Origin of the sequence: Paenibacillus sp. EKM212P (assembly GCF_011066115.1) — a bacterium.
Taxonomy (GTDB): Bacteria; Bacillota; Bacilli; order Paenibacillales; family Paenibacillaceae; genus Paenibacillus; species Paenibacillus polymyxa_B.
Genome location: NZ_JAAMNR010000006.1, coordinates 239281 through 256739 on the forward strand (window position 1 = coordinate 239281; position 17459 = coordinate 256739).

A 17459-nucleotide genomic window follows, 5' to 3' on the forward strand; every position below is an offset into this window, starting at 1 on the left:
AGCGGCCTTTCTCACCCCCATCATACCCGAGTGAACCTTAAGCCTGTCAATTGAGTGACAAGCGCCTCAAGCACCTTTGAATCGCTCAGAATGCGTTCCTAAATTCATTGCGGTCACTTAAAGGGCTTCAATTCTGTTTTAAGCAACTTGTATACCGATTGTCTATGAAGAACCCCCTTAAGGATCAGGGGAGATCATTAACCCTTTCTCCATCTAAATGATTTTTTAACCTCTTCAACTTGCTCCGGATAAGCTCCTTTTAAAGCCATAATAGATTTTCTAAGAGCTGTTGCAACTGTTTTGTCCTTTTTAACAATATCCAGTGAGAGGAGAGATCTTTCATCTTGAAGAAGTAACAGTTCATCTAGCGTTTCTTTTTTAGGGATCTTAAGATCTTTTCTAGAATGTACTGCTGTAAATAAAGCAGTCATAGTCCAGCGATCTATTCCCTTTATTATTTTTACAAGTGACTCTTGGAACCAAGTATTAAGTTTCGATGCATCAACAGATTGAATAATAGTCTGAACAATTTTTTGAGAAATAGTATTACTAAATTTCCAGGAACTTAGCTCGCTGATATATTTAATATTCGGCTTCAATCTAAAGCTCTCAACTAATTTTTCTCCAAATTCATCTTTTAATTCTTCAGATGAATCATATTTTTCCAGATACCTTTTCCTTTTAGAGACATCAAGGAAATCCCATCTTGCGATGGCAATATCCTGGTGATATTCACTTTCTAAAGTATGATTTGAAACAAGGAATTCATGGTAAGCATTATTATCTAATTCCAATTTCTTACCTAATGTTATAATCAGAATATCAATTGTAGCTGAATCAAGATTATCAAGTAGCTGTTCATCCAGTGCTCTTTCCAAGAAGTCTTCCCAGTTGATATTCTCATTGTTCGCTAACTGCTTAATTAATATATTGATATAAGTGGTGTGGTGGTTACTATAAATAGTATTCATTGGTGTCTGACCCCGTTTTACTTTAAGCAATTCAAATATTGAATCTACTACCCAATCAGCTAGCGCCTTATTAATATTTATGAAAGATACTAAGAGTTCAGCTTGATCTTGCACTACAACTTGTGGCCAATAAAGCCAAATGAGTTTGTTATTTAACGGAAAAATTTCAGTAGTTAGGGGTTGCATTTGCTCAGCCCACATAGAGTTAGTGATAAGCTTATCAATAATTTTTGTTGCTATTGTTTTTCTGTTATTGTTTTTAGCACTGTCAAGTTCATCTTTAATAACAGATATGTTTTCATCAAGTTTACTCTTATTGATGTATATTGCACGATTCGTTAAAATTTCCGTTGTTAATTTTAGTACCTCTTCTCCTAATTCAAAAGAAAAGATTTTGGACGAAAACCCAACAACTCCTGGAGCAGATCTCCAATAATTCATTAAATCAAATGTTTTGTCCTCATCCTCTTCCCACCATGTACTAAAGATTTTGTGAACACGATCCGAAATTGATTTATAATCGAGATCCTCAAAAAACATAGCAAGTTGCTTGAGGTTATCCTCTGTGAAGCCAGAAAAATTATTATTATTCATTAAATCTAAAAGTGTGTTCATATCCGCTTGTTTAGAATTGGACGATTCGTACAATGCACACCACAGATCCCCAATGCCCTCTAAAAAGGACTCCTGCTTAAAATCAAATTCATCAAGTAGTCCGTTAGTGAGATCAGATGTTAAATTGCCACCAGTTTTTTGTGCCCAAATAGGGAGCCAAGTAGATAAGAGCCCATCTGGTAAATTGTTGGAGGACATCGAATTGATTAGATTACCGATCCAATCAAAGTTTTCATTTTTCAGAATAGAATTATTTGAGCTAATCTTGGCTAATTCATTGGTAGCGGTATGGGACTTCTCTATATTTTTTAGTGTAGAAATAATTTTCTCACCAATGTCGGGAATCGCAAGATTCTCCAAAAACTTTGGATTTTCAATCCATAACTCAAAAAGCTCCTGATGGTTCCCCTCATTATCAATTTCTTTTCCGTATGCTTCCCAGACAAAATTATTACATCCTATGTTCTCCAACCCTCTACATACTTCAAAAATTTCAAATTCGGATACAGCATCTATATTTTCAACAATGATTTTTTCCCAACGATTTAAGTCCATTTCTTTTGTGTGGCTTAGCGCATCATTATTTTGTATAAGTACTTTTAAAGCATTATTTGCAAAGATATTGCTTGTAGTATCAATATCTTCTAATGTTGAAGATATAACTACTTCTCTATCCTCTGGTGAAAGCACAAAGAACTCTTCGGAGAATTTTTCATTTTGCCCGTTTAGTATATATTCCTTTGTGCTCTCGAGCTCAGGTCGCCCTGTTAAAGGATTAAGTAACTGATTGTTAAAGTAGATAAATGGACGGGGATCTGTTGGCATATGACCGTTGACTCTGGAAAGAAATGCTTCAAGATATTGAATTGATTCATCAGGTTCCTCAGGTTCCTCATCCTCTGGGGGCGAATTCTTCTCCTCATTGATAGTCTTAATTTGTTCTTCTATAGGTTTTTGAATTATAAATGGGTTTTGGCTAACGAGATGAAAATAGTTAGGGAAATCAGTTTTTAAAACAGTAAAAATTGCGATATGATTAGGCTGCTTGCTTAGAAATTCCACTCCGGCTTCAGCGTCTCGTTTTAGAGCTAGGTACCAGTCAAAAGCATATGCGTTTAGAATTTTTTTCACTTGTCTTGGAGTGCGCACACCTGAGTGAATTAATATACCTAGAAGTCTTTCTATGGAAATATTTTCGTCTAATGTCCATTTTACCTTTTGTTCCGTAAGCAAGGTTTTTGCATATGTTCTCATATTCACTTTTTCTACGTGGGGCAGATGAAGCTGTAGATCAAATGTTTTATTTAAATATTCACTTACTGAGAAATTAGACATCTTTTTTTCCGTAAAGGCTGAAGATATTCCTTCTAACAAAATTTCTTCATCACATGGGACTATAAAGGCACACTGGTTTGAACGTAAAAAAGTCTTAATTGTATTTAAAGCTGCAACCAGTTGCATTGGGGGAAGCCTATCTAAGTCGTCAAAAACCAAAATGAGTTTTTTTCCTTTATTGGCTTTCAGATATTCACTTACAGCACTTTCAAAACGATGTTCGAATTGATCTCCATGCTGAAGAGCTAATTCTTTTTGTGTCATCTGATATGTTAGTTCAATTCCATTTTTGTTAATAATTGTACTTAGAATCATGATTATCAACAAAGAAGTTGAACTCATAAAAGATAGTGCCCAAGCATCTTTAAAATTAAATAACCATTCATACAAAATTGTTATAGCTATAAGTGCTGTAACATAGAGAATCACAATAAATCCATGTCTTGTCCAAAGTTCTCGTTGCAATAGCGACCATATTCCCGTTGTTTTTCTCATCTCTAGTGTAGTGGTTTCATGTGTTATACCTTCGTTTTTTTCAACTTTCAGTTCCGATTCGACTTCTCTTACAATTTTTCGATGTAAAGAAGGCGCATCATCCGCAAATTTCCACACATTTATAAATTTCAACAAGTATTTACGGTTGTTTTTTCTCCCGGCATTAACCTTGGTCTCGAGCAGTCGTAAAACTGACGTTTTTCCCGTTCCCCATGAGCCCATTAAGCCAATATGTAGAGGTAGTTGTCCTTCTTCTAGTAATTCATAAATTATGTCAGCCATTTGGCCATACTGAAATTTATCTTCCTTTCTACTTGTGACTGGAGAGTCCTTGAGATAAAGAGGTTCTTGAATCAATATTTTTTTTCGTGCAACGGGATTTTGAAAAGGAATGATTCTTTTTAAATTACGAAGTATTTTTTTCATAAATATAATACGCCCTCATCTTTAGAGAATAATCACCTGATATCCATTATATTCCTCATACTGATAAAAAAACATTATTATTTTATTTCAAGTCTTAAGTTATCTGAAGTGAAGACTTGCAGCAGGAAGTCTCATTTATAATCCCTTCGATTTTCAGTGATCTTTTTAAGGTACGGCAAGCATTAATCAGGGAAGAGGCTCTTACAATACAATTCCTGTTCTTTCCTAGCGCTCCCTAATACTATCGGTTGCTTTTTCTTTGTACAAGAATGACCTTGAGAGCCTAGCTTTAAATTAATGTATAATATTCTTCGAGCTATTTTTGGTTGTAACAAATTTGGAGATTGTACATTGAGAGAGAGTTGTTTTAATAGGGGGGCGTCTTGTCCGAGTAAGAAATTTGTGTTTATTTAATGAGGTATTCTAAGAAAATTACATATTTGCTAAGTATATCAAAAAAAATAACCTACCCAGGCTATTGTTTGTGTAGGTTATTTTTTTCTATATGAGAATCTACTGTGACTAAAACATTATGCGCCAATTGCTGAATCATTTGAATATCATAAACAGATCTCTTTGACAATAATTCACTCAGGCTTTCTAGAATCCTTTCTCTATCCCTTTCTTCTTCAGAGAAGTACTTATCATTATAAAATCTAAAAAACTGGTCAGGAGAGGTTTCAAGAGCTTCTAAAATTCGTTCCAATGTCTCTAAAGAAATATTCCTCTCACCTCTCTCTATTCCCCCAATATAGGGCTGAGGCAAGCCAACTTTTTCACCGAGTTGCTCCTGAGTGTAATTTTTACTTTTCCGGATAGCTCTTATTCGCTCTCCTACATAATCAGTAATACGAATTCCCATAGCAACCACCCCTCTTTACAGATTAGGTAAGTTGCTTCCTGTATTACAGATTTTCATGTTATATATTGTTATTTGAAAATATATAACTTAAGGTCTATATTATCTAATAACAACTACGAAAAAATTTACAGAAAAGGTGAATAAACTATGAATAGCTTGCCTAAGCCAATTGTTATTGAAAATGTTCTTCAATATAAAATGCGCGGTAAAGTAGCCTATCAAAGTTACTTAGCTGCTTCAACTGCACTAAATGCTACTTATGTAAAGCATTACGATCATCCTGCTGGTAAAGGGTATCAACGGCCTATAGATTCTAAAAGAAGTACTGATTTTGCAATATATTTATCTAAAGGTGACGATGCTTTATTTACACCTGTTTTGTTAAATGCTGCTGGGAATTGGGAATTTTCAGCTTACGATAATATAAGAACAAATTATGGAAGACTTGTGTGCAAAGGGAAAGCATCCCTGATGGATGGACAACATCGTCTTGGTGGTATTGAACGTTATATTCAAGAAACTAATGCTGAATTAAATATCCCTTTCCTAGCTTTCCACTATCTTGATGAAGATGAGGAAATACAATTATTTGATACTATTAATACTAAAGCTAAAGGTATTGGGACTTCTTTAAGTAAATATTTACGTCGAAATTCTGATGAATATAGCTGGATTGCAACAGAGCTAATCACTCGTCCTGAGAGCCCCTTTCACAACATCGGCAGCATTGTTGGTAAACGTACACGTGGTCGCCATATTACTCTTCAAAATCTGTATCGAACACTCCAGTATCTATTTAAAGAACAAAAACTGGTAGCAATGAACAACGAAGAAAAATATCAAATCGCTTTGAATTATTATCGTTACATCAAAGATATTTTCTCGAAAGAATGGATAGATTATGGGGACTATCGTATTACTCATATTGTTTGTCTTGATGCCCTTTCTATTGCCGGTGGCAAGATTTTGACCAAGAGTATAAATGAACGTGGTAGATTAGATTATAATCTGATGCACAAGCATGTAAAAAAACTTGCGTCAATGAACTGGTCCTCAGAAGGTCCTTTAAAATATGTTAAAGGTATTAGTGGATCTAAATCTTTGGCGATTGATTTAATTGATATGATGTTGTTGTCTTCAAATTAATGAGTGTCCAAAGAAAATACAATTTTTACATTGAACATACTTTATGTTGGTTAGATAACGAGAGCAAGCCCTTTTGATGGGACTTGCTCTTTCATGAACTATATCAATTTTTCCATAATCATAACGTCTATATATTGGCCGTCCATAACCCCTTGTTTTTCAAAAACACCGACTTCACGGTAACCAATCTTCCGATAAAGCCTCTGACCTTTTTCATTAAAAGGAAAGGTGAATAGGACGATCTTATAAAAATTGTTTTTCTTAGCCTCTTTCTCTAATTCCGAATGAAGGGTACTACCAACGCCTTTACTGCGGAAGGTTCGGTCTACGTAAATCGATAGGTCTGCTACACCATCATAAGCACAACGATGAGAATAACGATTTAAAGAAGCCCAGCCAACCACAATTCCGCCTGATTCTGCGACTAAAACAGTGTAGCGACCTTGATGTTCCCTTAACCAGTCAACCATATAGTCGAAGTCTTTGGCTTCCGTCTCTAGTGTAGCTATCCGATCTTCAATCCCCTGATTGTAAATGTCTAGAATACGATCCAGATCTTCTGAGGTTGCTGTTCGAACGTTCAATATTGGCATACTGATCCCCCACCCATAAGCACATTAGGCTTTCTTGGCCTTTATGATCGCTGAAACAATGTAATTATCCACGTTTGCACCAGGTACCCAATCTTTGATGAATGACTTGGACTCATCTTTAGGCTCGATGTTAATACTCGTAAATCCACTTTGCAGAAGCATGGATTTCACTTCTTCCAATGAAGAGGCGCCGGAAATACAACCGGAATACAACTCGTTCAGATCGTTTTTTATTTCAGAAGGAAGCTCTGCGGTGGTAACAATATCGGAAATTGCTAGTCTGCCGCCCGATTTTAGAACACGAAAGGCTTCGTTGAAGACCTGCTGTTTATCCGGTGAAAGGTTGATCACACAGTTGGAGATAATCACATCTACTGTGCCATCTGCTACTGGGAGATGTTCGATTTCTCCTAGACGAAAATCAGTGTTTGTGAAATTCCCCTTAGCTGCGTTACTGCGGGCCCGGCTGACCATATCTGGGGTCATATCGACTCCGATGACTTTACCGTTCTCTCCTACTTGTCGTGAGGCCAAAAAGCAGTCAAATCCACCGCCGCTGCCCAAATCCAAGACGATTTCACCGATCTTTAATTCAGCAATAGCTTGTGGGTTGCCACAGCCAAGCCCGAGATTTGCACCTTGGGGAACAGCTGTTAACTCATCTGTGGAATAACCCATTTGTGATGAGAGGGCATCCACATCAGACGGGGCCCCACAGCAGCTACCTACTGCGGGGGGATTGACTTCCTTAACGGCAATTTGTTGGTAATGCTTCCGTACATTTTGGCGAATTTCATCATTTGTAGGTTTATTCATCGCAAAACACTCCTTTAAATTGGATAGGTGGAACAGGATTTTAACAGCTATTATGTTTTAGTTAGCAGCAAGGCGCGCAGCAGATGGAGGTTTGCACTGGCTTAGGAAGAAAAAAGTCAAAAGACAACCGGCTTTTTTTAGAATTTGCATTTGACCATTTCCAAACGGATTGAGATCGGTGCTGCTTTTCCAGTTCATGAGCTTTCATCAGGTATTCTGCAACATAGATGTTTTCATTCATTTTTAATACCTCCAACGATATGAATTCGATAATTGTAATTTGCAAGTATAAGAAGTGAGTATTATCCTTTCACCGGAAAACAGCATTTGCTGGATTGAGCCATAGCATCATTAAAGAGTTTTACGGACCGAATCACCGTTTCTCGTTCAAAGTCGGTCAAATATGAAAAAACTTCGTTTAAGTAGTCATTCATTTGTGTGTCAATGGTGGTCGCTACATATTTACCTTCCACGGTGAGGGATAAGGTATAGACTCTACGATCACTAGGGTCCGGCGTTTTCTCAACCAGATTCATCTTGGTTAAGCTCTGAACCTGTCTACTAAACGTGGTGATATCGGTTCCAAGGGTTTCAGCAATTTGCTGCATGGAAGGTTTATGCTGGCGATCAATTTCATAAAGAATATGGCTTTGAACCGGAGAAATGTCGTGCCCACCAACCGTACAACAGTTTTTGTTCAGTAAGCCTAAACGACGGGTCATGTTTTGAAATAACTCTCGTGTATTTTCCATGTATGTTTCACCTCATGCCTTAGTTATATATTATTAATTTGCAAATTGCAAGTAATATTCTTTATTGATTTCAAAATGAATTTGAATTAGCATATAAGCATACGGTTATATAAATGAAAGGAGGCTATGCATTGGAGCAACTTGGTTATGTAGCCGATCATTTAAAGCTATTGGGGGATAAAACTCGGCTGGCAATGCTTTCTCTATTGAGAGAAAGAGAATGGTGCGTCTGTGAATTTGTAGATATCTTTGATATGTCGCAGCCTGCCATTAGCCAACATTTGAGAAAATTAAGGTCGCAAGGGATGGTTAAAGAAGAAAGAAGAAGTCAGTGGGTATACTATTCCTTAAATGTAGACGACAAACCACATATTCAAGCTGTTCTTGAGTGCATGCCAGATTCAAAGCGTATTTTACAATGGCTGAATAAAGAGGGACCCATAGTAACTTGTGGACCGGATTCCTCAGGCTGCTCTTCCTAAAGGTTGTTCAGTTTATCTCCTTGTGGGGATAAATGTTGTTTTCAATATAAGTATATGATTATAAGATTATGGATTACAAAGAGGAGGAATTAGCAAAACGAGAAGATGAGGACTATGGATATCACGGGTAATGGAGGTTTTGAACATTGGTTTGGTTGGCATGCATTATATTTCTAGCCACTTTAGTGTTGGTGATCTGGCAGCCTAAAAATTTGTCTATTGGCTGGTCCGCCTGCGGGGGAGCTGTACTTGCTCTACTGGTAGGTGTCGTTGATTTGCATGATGTTTGGGAAGTGACTCAGATTGTCTGGAATGCAACCCTAGCTTTTGTGGCCATCATCTTGATTTCGTTGGTGCTTGATAAAATCGGATTTTTTGAATGGGCGGCGCTTCACATGGCACGAGCTGCACAGGGAAGCGGAACTCGGATGTTCGTGTACGTGACCATTCTTGGAGCTGTTGTCGCTGCTTTTTTTGCGAATGACGGTGCGGCCTTAATTCTGACACCCATTGTTCTAGCGATGGTTCGAGCACTTAAATTGGATGAGAAAATGGTTTTTCCGTTCATCATAGCGAGTGGTTTTATTGCGGATACGACATCACTTCCGCTTGTGGTCAGCAATCTGGTGAACATTGTATCAGCCGACTTTTTTGGCATCACGTTTATGGAATATGCGGGTCGTATGGTTGTACCTAATTTATTTTCCTTATTGGCTAGTATTGTAGTACTGTATCTCTTTTTCCGCAAAAGGATTCCAAAAACGTTTGATGACGCACAATTAATGGCACCTACAGAAGCAATTAAAGATCCAAAAATGTTCCGTATATCCTGGATTGTTCTCGCGGTGCTGTTGGTTGGCTACTTTGCATGCGAATTTTTTAGTATTCCTGTCTCAGTCGTAGCCGGTATCATAGCCATATTTTTCCTGCTGCTGGCGAGAAAAAGTCCTGCGGTACCGTTGAAAGAAGTCATCAAGGGTGCTCCATGGGCTATCGTATTTTTCTCTATCGGCATGTATGTAGTGGTGTATGGTCTGCGTAATGCCGGTTTGACGGATCTGCTGGCTCATGTGATTCAAGCTGCTGCCGATCAAGGTATGTTTGTAGGCACCATGGGCATGGGTTTTATCGCGGCGGTTATCTCATCGTTGATGAATAACATGCCTACGGTCATGATTGATGCGCTTGCCATTAATGCCACCCATACGACTGGAATGGTCAAAGAAGCGCTGATTTACGCTAATGTAATTGGATCGGATTTGGGTCCGAAAATAACCCCGATTGGTTCATTGGCCACATTGCTATGGCTACATGTGCTTAGCTCTAAAGGTGTGAAAATATCTTGGGGAACTTATTTTAAAACAGGCATTGTTTTAACGATCCCTACTCTTTTTATTACGCTATTGGGCTTATATCTGTGGTTAGTCATTTCATAATTAAACATTAAAGGAGACGTTTCCCATGGAGAAAAAGACAATTTACTTTTTGTGTACTGGTAATTCTTGTCGAAGTCAAATGGCAGAAGGATGGGCTAAAAAATATCTAGGAAGCAATTGGAACGTATATAGTGCAGGCATTGAAGCGCACGGCCTTAACCCTAAAGCTGTGAAAGCGATGAGTGAAGTAGGTATCGATATTTCTGGTCAAACTTCGGATATTATTGATCCTGTCTTGCTGAACAGCGCTGATCTGGTTGTGACGTTGTGCGGGGATGCGGCTGATAAATGCCCTATCACTCCTCCACAAGTTCGCCGTGAGCATTGGGGATTTGATGATCCGGCCAAAGCTGAAGGATCGCTAGAAGAGAAATGGAGCGTCTTTCAGCGGGTTCGTGACCAGGTAGGAGAACGCATTAAACAATTTGCAGAAACCGGAGAATAGCAGTTACTGCTATAACTGGATAGAGGGAGAATGATTAAGGTGAATTATCACGCGCTTGTTGAGAACAAAGTATATATTGGCGGAGAGAGTGCATTGCTTCAAGTTCTTCGGGAGCAAGAGATCACAGATGTTTTTGATCTGCGAGATAACGGTACTGAGGCAGAAGGATTTCCGGCAAAGGTAACGCGTCATCATTATCCGATTGTGGAACATGAGACTGGACAGGAGGATTCTGTGCAAGCTGCTATTCAGGCGGTTAAAGAAGCGGTGAACAGTGGAAAGACCGTGTATTTCCATTGCGCCGGCGGTCGGAATCGTACAGGAACCGTAGCAACTGGAGTGTTACTTGAGCTGGGTTTGGCTACCACAGTGGAAGAGGCGGAAGCCTTGGCCAAAGAAAAACGTCCAGATATCAATATCAAGCAAGAGATGCGTGATGTATTGAAGGGATTTTATTCTTCCAAATAATTAAATCAATATGGCAAAGGGACTATTTCCATTGGGAGATAGTCCCTCTTTAGCTTTTTTTGTCAACAAAGTATTATGAAACTTACCATTAATTATCAAAAGAGATTTACCATATTCATATAATAAGCTTAATTTTTTTGTTCTATTAGACGAACTGTCTTTAATTATGTACATTTTATATGTCTGACCAGTCATTTATGTACACATATAGGTTTATGTACAATTAGAAATTATTCATTTCCTCCATGAAAATCAAGGGATTATATAAAAAATAGATTTATGAGCATATATTTTTATATAGATACGGGCGGGTACTGAAACAGCACGGCTTTGAGCTTGCCCGCTTCGCGAAGAGGCTGTATAGATGCATGCAGTGCTTCGTACATGGCATCTATTGTTTTGAAGTAAGGCTGCTTGCCGCGGGTATGTCCAGTCATGCCTTGATAGGCTTTGACGAGAAATGAAAAAGAGTCAGGGGTTTCCGCCGCCCAGCGTGCCATACGATCTGTGGGCTGCACCGCATAGAAAGAACTATCCATCTCTACTACCGGAAAATGGCTTCCATAGACGCTTAGTTTTTGGTTAGCTTTGGTGCCGGTTGGATACAAGTCATCATGATCGCCCCAACCCGTAAGTCCAATTTGAATCATAACTTCCCCGCTCCTTTCTCTTATGAATACTTCCAAAGGCGCTCCCATGAATCATTTTAATGATAAAATGAGGTGAATCACATGAAGTTGGTATGAAGTTCCTATGAATATTTAAGCTCAAATGAATCCATTTCATAAATGATTAAACCATTTTGATCTATATGTACTCTTTATTAAAGCTACTGAAGGTATTATGAAATGGATTCAAATAACGATTATTGTAACATGTTTGTTGTTCAGAATTTTTTGTAAAACCCTTATTCGTAATCTTTTGAGTTTCCAGTTTGAAAAAGCTAATATAGTATGTAATAGAGCGAAATGAGTTCATGGAGGAGAAACGATATGGCAGAATGGTACGAGCAAAGCTTTGGGGAAGATTATTTATTGGTATACAAGCATCGCGACTTTCAGGGAGCCTATCAGGAAGTGCAAAAAATGATCTCCTGGCTCAAATTACCGCAAGGCTCCAGCGTATTGGATTTATGCTGTGGGATGGGCCGTCATTCGCTTGCGCTCGCAGATGCAGGTTATAAGGTGACAGGTGTAGACCTTTCCAATGTGCTGCTGAGAGAGGCTCGTGCAGCTGATTCCGAAGGGCGGGTAAGTTGGCATCAAGGGGATATGAGAGAGGTGCCGCTGGATGAAAGCTATGACGCGGTGATGAATTTGTTCACCTCCTTTGGTTATTTTGAAAAGGATGAGGAGCAGCTTAAAGTACTAAAGGAAATATATCGGCTGTTGAAGCCGGGAGGACGCTTTATCATAGATTATTTGAACCCTGCTTATGTAGCCGCTCATTTGGTACCGCATTCGTCACGGGAGGATGAAGGGAATTGGATTGAGGAGCATCGGGTCATTGAAGATGGCTTTGTGAAAAAACAAATTGCGATTCGGTCAGCTGCATCCGTTGCGGGCACTGAGGTAGCCTCTGCTCTGGGCACGACTCCTACTGAGGGAGAACCTGCGCGCGTGTATCATGAACGAGTGAAGCTATATCCATATGAAAAGTTTCGTGGATTGCTAGAACAAGCCGGACTATCTGTAGAGCAGGTACACGGAAGCTATAATGAAGATCAATATATTGAAGATGCTTCGCCTCGAATGATTTTTGTCGGCGTGCGGGCTTGAAACAGAAAGGCGGATGGAAGCCATGAAATTGCCAGAGCTTACACCATGTGAGCGAATAGACGGAGGCTTTCAGGTCAAAATATCCATGTCCTTTCCGCTGCGCTGGGTGAATAGCTATGTGCTCAAGGGACAGCACGGTTTTACGATTGTAGACCCGGGGCCGCGCAATATGGACACTGAGGCAGAATGGGCGCATGTCTTTCAACAGCTGGGGATGTCCTTTGGGGATATCTCTGACATTGTGGTGACTCATCATCACCCCGATCATTACGGATTGGCGGGCTGGATGCAGCAGCAAAGTCAGGCTCGTGTACATATGTCAGCTCGAAGCCATAAGGAAGCGATGATGATGTGGGACGCTCCAGAATCGACGGTCGTAATGGAGAACAGGCTTCCCAGCTTTTTTGTCCAGCATGGCTTTCCTTTGGAGCAAGTGTCGGCCTTGGAATTACATATGCGACAGGCTTATTTGCAAGTGAATCCACAGCCTGAGATTACCGTTATTCCTACCGGAATGGACGCTCGTCTGGAATGGGGTGGACGCAGTTGGCTACCCGTCGAGACAGGAGGACATGCGCCCGGACATGTGTCCTTATATGACCCGAATAGCGGCGTTATCCTCTGCGGTGACGCAGTTTTGCCGCAGATTTCTCCTAATATCAGTCTGCTGCCAGGCAGTGATGCCCAGCCGTTGAAGTCTTATGTAGACGGCTTGCAGCGTCTAGGCGAGCTGGAGGTAGCGTGGGCATATCCGGGGCACCGCAATCCGTTTGGTTATTTTCGGGAGCGGACGCAAGCGTTGCTGGCGCATCATGAAGAACGGCTGGAGAAATTCCAGCAGCTGATCCAACCGGAGGGCAGCACAGCCTATGAGCTGTGCATTGCCATGTTCGGTGGCAAGCTGGGTATTCACCAGTTAAGGTTTGCCATGTCCGAGACGCTGGCTCATCTGGTGGAGCTGGTGCGCCGTGAACGGGCCTCTATGAGCGAGACGGACTCAATCACGCGCTTCTATCCCCTTTGCCGTCAATAGTCGCGGAAAGTTAACCAACAAGTGACATAACGAAGCAACATGACAAGCGGCATGCATGCCGGAAAAGAGGATTTTATGAATTTGCTGCTGCTGGGAGCTACCGGACGCGTAGGACGGTACATATTAGATTATGCATTAGCGGACGGCCATGCCGTTACGATCCTTGTTCGTTCACCGGACAAGCTGGAGGATTACGAACCCGGATACGGGAATCAGCTGCAAATCGTACAAGGCGATGCCACTAATGCAGAGGACGTAGCACAGGCGCTGAAGGGTGGGGCGACGACTGTGATCAGTGCGCTGAATACGGATGGAACGACTACCTTATCCGTTAATATAGCTCTGTTGATCCGGTTCATGCAGGAGCAGTCCATTTCTCGGCTCATTACGGTAGGAACGGCAGGAATTTTGCAAAGCCGGACCGAACCGGACCTGTATCGTTACGAGTCCTACGATACCCGACGACGCAGCACTCGTGCGGCCGAGGAACATCGGCGAGTGTACGAATTGCTGCGTGAATCGGCACTAGACTGGACAATCGTATGTCCAACCTATCTGCCGGATGGAGCGCGGACAGGGATTTATCGCGTGGAAAAAGATTTTTTGCCTGAAGGTGGCTCACAAATTAACACCGCGGATACGGCTGATTTTACCTATCGTCAATGCAAGAGTTACGAATTTGTCCGTACACGGGTAGGCATTGCCTACTAATCATGGAACGCCAAACATAGCTTCATTTTTAAGTATTCAACCAGAGCGCGGTAAGTGTACCTACTCATTGCGTTCTTTTTTTAATTTGACAAATACTCAGGCTTAGAATACTATGATTCTTAACGGAAACACTGTTTCCTGAAATCTTGTGTAGATCTTTAATTTATTATAGTAGCATCAAGCGACAGTTCTTAATAAGCAAAAGGAAGTGTATTGAATCATGTCCGAGCCATCGCATCCCTATAAAACCTATTCGGAAGTGAAGCTACAGCAGCAGCAATTGCTACGTAAAAATGTCATCGATGCGGCATGCATCCTTCTTGCGGAAGAAGGGCCAGAGGCCGTGACCGTGCGGCGAGTTGCGCAGAAATTAAGCTGTTCCACCAAGATCATTTACAGTATTTTTGGCAGTAAGGACGGTCTTGCCAATGAGATGTACCTGGATGGATGTCGGCTATTGGCTGAATCCTTCCAGCAAGTACCTGTTACCGAAAGCGTACTCGCTGATCTTGAAGCTCTATGCTGGGCGTACTGGGAATTTGCGCAGCTTCATTCAGCTTATTACAAAATGATGTTTGGCGGTGCATTATCTGATTTCAAGCCGGATGAACAGAGCTTGGAGGGTACCACAACGGCATTGTCACGAATTCTGCACACCGTCACACATGCTATGGAGATAGGGGCACTGAAAGAGGAAGATCCGCTGTTGGTTGTCCGAATGCTGTGGTCTGCTTTACATGGAGTCATACATCTTCAGTTTGCAGGTCATTTTTCAGATGTAGATATGGCTCAAGGAGTGTATACATTTACACTGAAGAATACGCTCGTAGCATTTAAAACATCCTCATCCCCATCGTAAATATGAAGTGTACTGAGGTCGTCATAGTAGATGACTTCAGTTCATTATAGAGTAGTGGTAACAATGTTTCTAAAATAAAACAACGATACTATGGAGGTTATCATCATGTTTATGTACGCAAATAAAACAGCTCTGATCACAGGGGCTTCATCCGGGATTGGCGAGGCCTTTGCCTATTCGCTCGCAGCTAAGAAATGTAATCTCATTTTGGTAGCACGCAATGAAACCAAATTAGAGACGCTGGCTAAAGAACTCTCAGATAAATATAACGTAAAAGCAACGGTGATTGCGCTGGATCTTTCCACACCAGGAGCACCCCAAACATTGCATCAGGAGGTTCAAAAGCAACAGCTAAAGGTAGATCTCTTGATTAATAACGCGGGTTTTGCCACCTATGGATACTTTGAGCAGGTTTCAGGAGAACGACAGCATGAGGAAGTGATGCTCAATGTGGCTGCTTTAGTCGACATCACACATGCATTTATGCCTGATTTATTGCGTAAGCGGGATGGTGGATTAATCAATGTTTCTTCTACAGCTGCATTTCAGCCCGATCCTTATATGGCGGTGTATGGAGCAACCAAAGCATTTGTGCTTTCTTTTACTGAAGCGCTATGGGCCGAAAATCGGAAACGGGGGCTTAAAGTTCTGGCCCTTTGTCCAGGCTCAACAGAAACGCCTTTTTTTGATATTGTTGGCGCAAGTGAAGCGTCAGTTGGAATTAGGGAAACTCCCCAAACCGTTGTGAAGAACGCGTTGAGAGCATTTGAAAAGGGGCGTAGTCACATCATTTCCGGTCGCCAGAACTATTGGGTAGCTCAGGTGTCCCGGTTATTCTCTCGTCAATCCACGCTGGGAATTGTAGAACGTGCACTGCGTCCAAAAAATGGATTGTAATTTATGAATGAAGGTAATCTGGGCTTGAAATGTCAGGATTGCTAATCAATATGTTGTGAGTTTTATGCACCGGGTCTGATCGTTTCTAACTCGACTTGAATCAGACCCGGCGTTCCTATTTGTATAGATCAAGCACTTAGACCCTATTCAAGCCCTCGGGAATATAGTAAAATTCCATCCCGTTTCTCCCAGCCGTTAGCTGACCAGAAGCGTTGACCCCCTGCGTTATGCTCCATTACAAACAGATGACATTTATCAATGCCTTCTCTCAGCAAAGCAGATAACGCCTTATCCACCAGTCTGGGCGCGATCCCTTGACCACGATGTGCTGTGGCTACACCCAGATGATACAAAAACCCCCTGCGAGAATCGTGACCCGCTAAAATCGTGCCTATAATGTTTCCGTTGTACTCACAGACAAAGCTAAGTCCTTCGTTCCGTTGTAAAAAGCGTGCAATCCGCTCCCGTGAATCGGCCTCGCTTAATCCTAATCCGTCTAAGCCATTCCAAAGCTCAATAGCCTGATCATAATCGTCAGCCTGCATCGTACGGAATGTATATCCTTCAGTTACGTTTGCCATGTCTAGTTCTCCTCTAACCCTGTATATATCTGTTGTATTCCAAGCGTTGTTTGTTATTTAACGTGTTGTATTCGGTGCGCTTTCTTCCCCAAGCTCCTGCTCGCGCTCTGCCTGTTTGCGATGGGCGATACGGCTGCTGGCCGAAGCTGCGATAGCGCCCACGATGTCGTCCAGGAACGTATGGATCGGCCCGAGGCTTTTATCGTTCAGGCGTTCCAGCACACCCGGTTTGAGCTTATCGACATAACCGTAATTGGTAAATCCAATGCTGCCGTACACATTTACGATGGAGAAGGCCAGAATCTCATCCACTCCGTATAATCCCTCATCATTCTCAATCATGTCCTGCAATGGGGGAAGAAGAGCGCCCTGTTCGGCAAGGATGTCCAGTTGGATGCCCGTGAGCACTGCATTTTGAACCTCGCGCTTCATCAGCACCTTGTCCACATTCTCAATACATTCTTCCATCGTTAGGGTCGGGTAATATTTCTTTTGTAAAAGCATGACCAGTTCTGCGATTTCAGTCAGGTGTACACCACGCTTGTGCAGCAACTCGCGGGTGGCATCGGCTACCTTTTTACTATTCAGGCTGTATGGTGCTTTTTTCTTGTCCATAAAGTTGAAATTCCCTCCTCGTATAGATCCTGATTTCTACTGCAATTATGACCAGTGTGTCCAGTCTGCTGAAAAAGTAGTTATTTTTTACGCGAGGCTCGTATACATATTAGTACAATCTGTACAAAATTGTTAGGGAGGAA

The 17459-nt window shown here is 41.2% G+C and carries 18 protein-coding genes and 1 pseudogene; 10 read left to right on the forward strand and 9 right to left on the reverse strand.

Features of this window, described 5'->3' with window-relative positions; genetic code table 11:
• Positions 1-197: 197 nt before the first annotated feature.
• Entirely contained in the window at positions 198-3842 is a 3645-nt protein-coding gene (locus G9G54_RS18755) for a P-loop NTPase fold protein (protein ID WP_040103012.1), read from the reverse strand.
• Between the two features lie 475 nt (positions 3843-4317).
• A complete protein-coding gene (locus G9G54_RS18760) occupies positions 4318-4704 on the reverse strand; it encodes a helix-turn-helix domain-containing protein (RefSeq protein ID WP_040103013.1) in 387 nt (128 codons plus the stop codon).
• Between the two features lie 147 nt (positions 4705-4851).
• Here G9G54_RS18760 and G9G54_RS18765 point away from each other — a divergent pair, with 147 nt between their 5' ends.
• Complete coding sequence (locus G9G54_RS18765) at positions 4852-5850, forward strand: DGQHR domain-containing protein (RefSeq protein WP_040103014.1); 999 nt, start codon at positions 4852-4854, stop codon at positions 5848-5850.
• 98 nt (positions 5851-5948) lie between these two features.
• On the opposite strand, the gene G9G54_RS18770 is transcribed toward G9G54_RS18765, so the two are convergent.
• The 4 genes from G9G54_RS18770 to G9G54_RS18785 all read right to left on the reverse strand — a co-directional run bounded on the left by G9G54_RS18770 (position 5949) and on the right by G9G54_RS18785 (position 8011).
• Positions 5949-6443, reverse strand: a complete 495-nt coding sequence (locus G9G54_RS18770; protein ID WP_040103015.1) for an arsinothricin resistance N-acetyltransferase ArsN1 family A — start codon at positions 6441-6443, stop codon at positions 5949-5951.
• Between the two features lie 24 nt (positions 6444-6467).
• A complete protein-coding gene (locus G9G54_RS18775; RefSeq protein ID WP_165179181.1) occupies positions 6468-7259 on the reverse strand; it encodes an arsenite methyltransferase in 792 nt (263 codons plus the stop codon).
• Positions 7260-7320: 61 nt separating this feature from the next.
• Positions 7321-7500: a hypothetical protein gene (locus tag G9G54_RS18780; protein ID WP_040103017.1), complete on the reverse strand. Its 180-nt coding sequence runs from the start codon at positions 7498-7500 to the stop codon at positions 7321-7323.
• A gap of 61 nt (positions 7501-7561) precedes the next feature.
• Positions 7562-8011: a MarR family winged helix-turn-helix transcriptional regulator gene (locus tag G9G54_RS18785; protein WP_040103018.1), complete on the reverse strand. Its 450-nt coding sequence runs from the start codon at positions 8009-8011 to the stop codon at positions 7562-7564.
• A 131-nt stretch (positions 8012-8142) separates the two neighbouring features.
• On the opposite strand from G9G54_RS18785, the gene G9G54_RS18790 reads away from it, so the two are divergent.
• The 4 genes from G9G54_RS18790 to G9G54_RS18805 all read left to right on the forward strand — a co-directional run bounded on the left by G9G54_RS18790 (position 8143) and on the right by G9G54_RS18805 (position 10842).
• Positions 8143-8493: an ArsR/SmtB family transcription factor gene (locus G9G54_RS18790; RefSeq protein ID WP_040103019.1), complete on the forward strand. Its 351-nt coding sequence runs from the start codon at positions 8143-8145 to the stop codon at positions 8491-8493.
• A gap of 146 nt (positions 8494-8639) precedes the next feature.
• Positions 8640-9929, forward strand: coding sequence for an arsenical efflux pump membrane protein ArsB (locus G9G54_RS18795; protein WP_040103020.1), 1290 nt, complete (start codon positions 8640-8642; stop codon positions 9927-9929).
• A 25-nt stretch (positions 9930-9954) separates the two neighbouring features.
• Positions 9955-10374: an arsenate reductase (thioredoxin) gene (gene arsC, locus G9G54_RS18800; RefSeq protein ID WP_165179182.1), complete on the forward strand. Its 420-nt coding sequence runs from the start codon at positions 9955-9957 to the stop codon at positions 10372-10374.
• A gap of 30 nt (positions 10375-10404) precedes the next feature.
• Positions 10405-10842 (forward strand): protein-tyrosine phosphatase family protein, encoded by a 438-nt coding sequence (locus tag G9G54_RS18805; RefSeq protein ID WP_165179183.1) that lies wholly within the window; start codon positions 10405-10407, stop codon positions 10840-10842.
• A 305-nt stretch (positions 10843-11147) separates the two neighbouring features.
• On the opposite strand, the pseudogene G9G54_RS18810 reads toward G9G54_RS18805, so the two are convergent.
• A pseudogene (locus tag G9G54_RS18810) lies at positions 11148-11492 on the reverse strand (DUF72 domain-containing protein); the annotation flags it as partial.
• A 342-nt stretch (positions 11493-11834) separates the two neighbouring features.
• Here G9G54_RS18810 and G9G54_RS18815 point away from each other — a divergent pair.
• The 5 genes from G9G54_RS18815 to G9G54_RS18835 all read left to right on the forward strand — a co-directional run bounded on the left by G9G54_RS18815 (position 11835) and on the right by G9G54_RS18835 (position 16120).
• A complete protein-coding gene (locus G9G54_RS18815) occupies positions 11835-12620 on the forward strand; it encodes a class I SAM-dependent methyltransferase (protein ID WP_165179184.1) in 786 nt (261 codons plus the stop codon).
• A 22-nt stretch (positions 12621-12642) separates the two neighbouring features.
• On the forward strand, positions 12643-13653 hold the full coding sequence (locus tag G9G54_RS18820; protein ID WP_165179185.1) for an MBL fold metallo-hydrolase: 1011 nt from the start codon (positions 12643-12645) through the stop codon (positions 13651-13653).
• Positions 13654-13728: 75 nt separating this feature from the next.
• Entirely contained in the window at positions 13729-14364 is a 636-nt protein-coding gene (locus G9G54_RS18825) for an NAD(P)-dependent oxidoreductase (protein ID WP_165179186.1), read from the forward strand.
• Between the two features lie 220 nt (positions 14365-14584).
• Positions 14585-15223 carry a TetR/AcrR family transcriptional regulator gene (locus G9G54_RS18830; protein ID WP_061828860.1) on the forward strand — a complete coding sequence of 213 codons (639 nt, stop codon included), beginning with the start codon at positions 14585-14587 and terminating at the stop codon, positions 15221-15223.
• A 105-nt stretch (positions 15224-15328) separates the two neighbouring features.
• Positions 15329-16120, forward strand: coding sequence for an SDR family NAD(P)-dependent oxidoreductase (locus tag G9G54_RS18835; RefSeq protein WP_165179187.1), 792 nt, complete (start codon positions 15329-15331; stop codon positions 16118-16120).
• A 143-nt stretch (positions 16121-16263) separates the two neighbouring features.
• Here G9G54_RS18835 and G9G54_RS18840 read toward each other — a convergent pair whose 3' ends face one another.
• Together G9G54_RS18840 and G9G54_RS18845 are read right to left on the reverse strand one after the other, a co-directional pair.
• Positions 16264-16701 carry a GNAT family N-acetyltransferase gene (locus tag G9G54_RS18840; RefSeq protein ID WP_165179188.1) on the reverse strand — a complete coding sequence of 146 codons (438 nt, stop codon included), beginning with the start codon at positions 16699-16701 and terminating at the stop codon, positions 16264-16266.
• 57 nt (positions 16702-16758) lie between these two features.
• Positions 16759-17316, reverse strand: a complete 558-nt coding sequence (locus G9G54_RS18845) for a phosphatidylglycerophosphatase A family protein (protein ID WP_039272599.1) — start codon at positions 17314-17316, stop codon at positions 16759-16761.
• Positions 17317-17459: the final 143 nt, after the last annotated feature.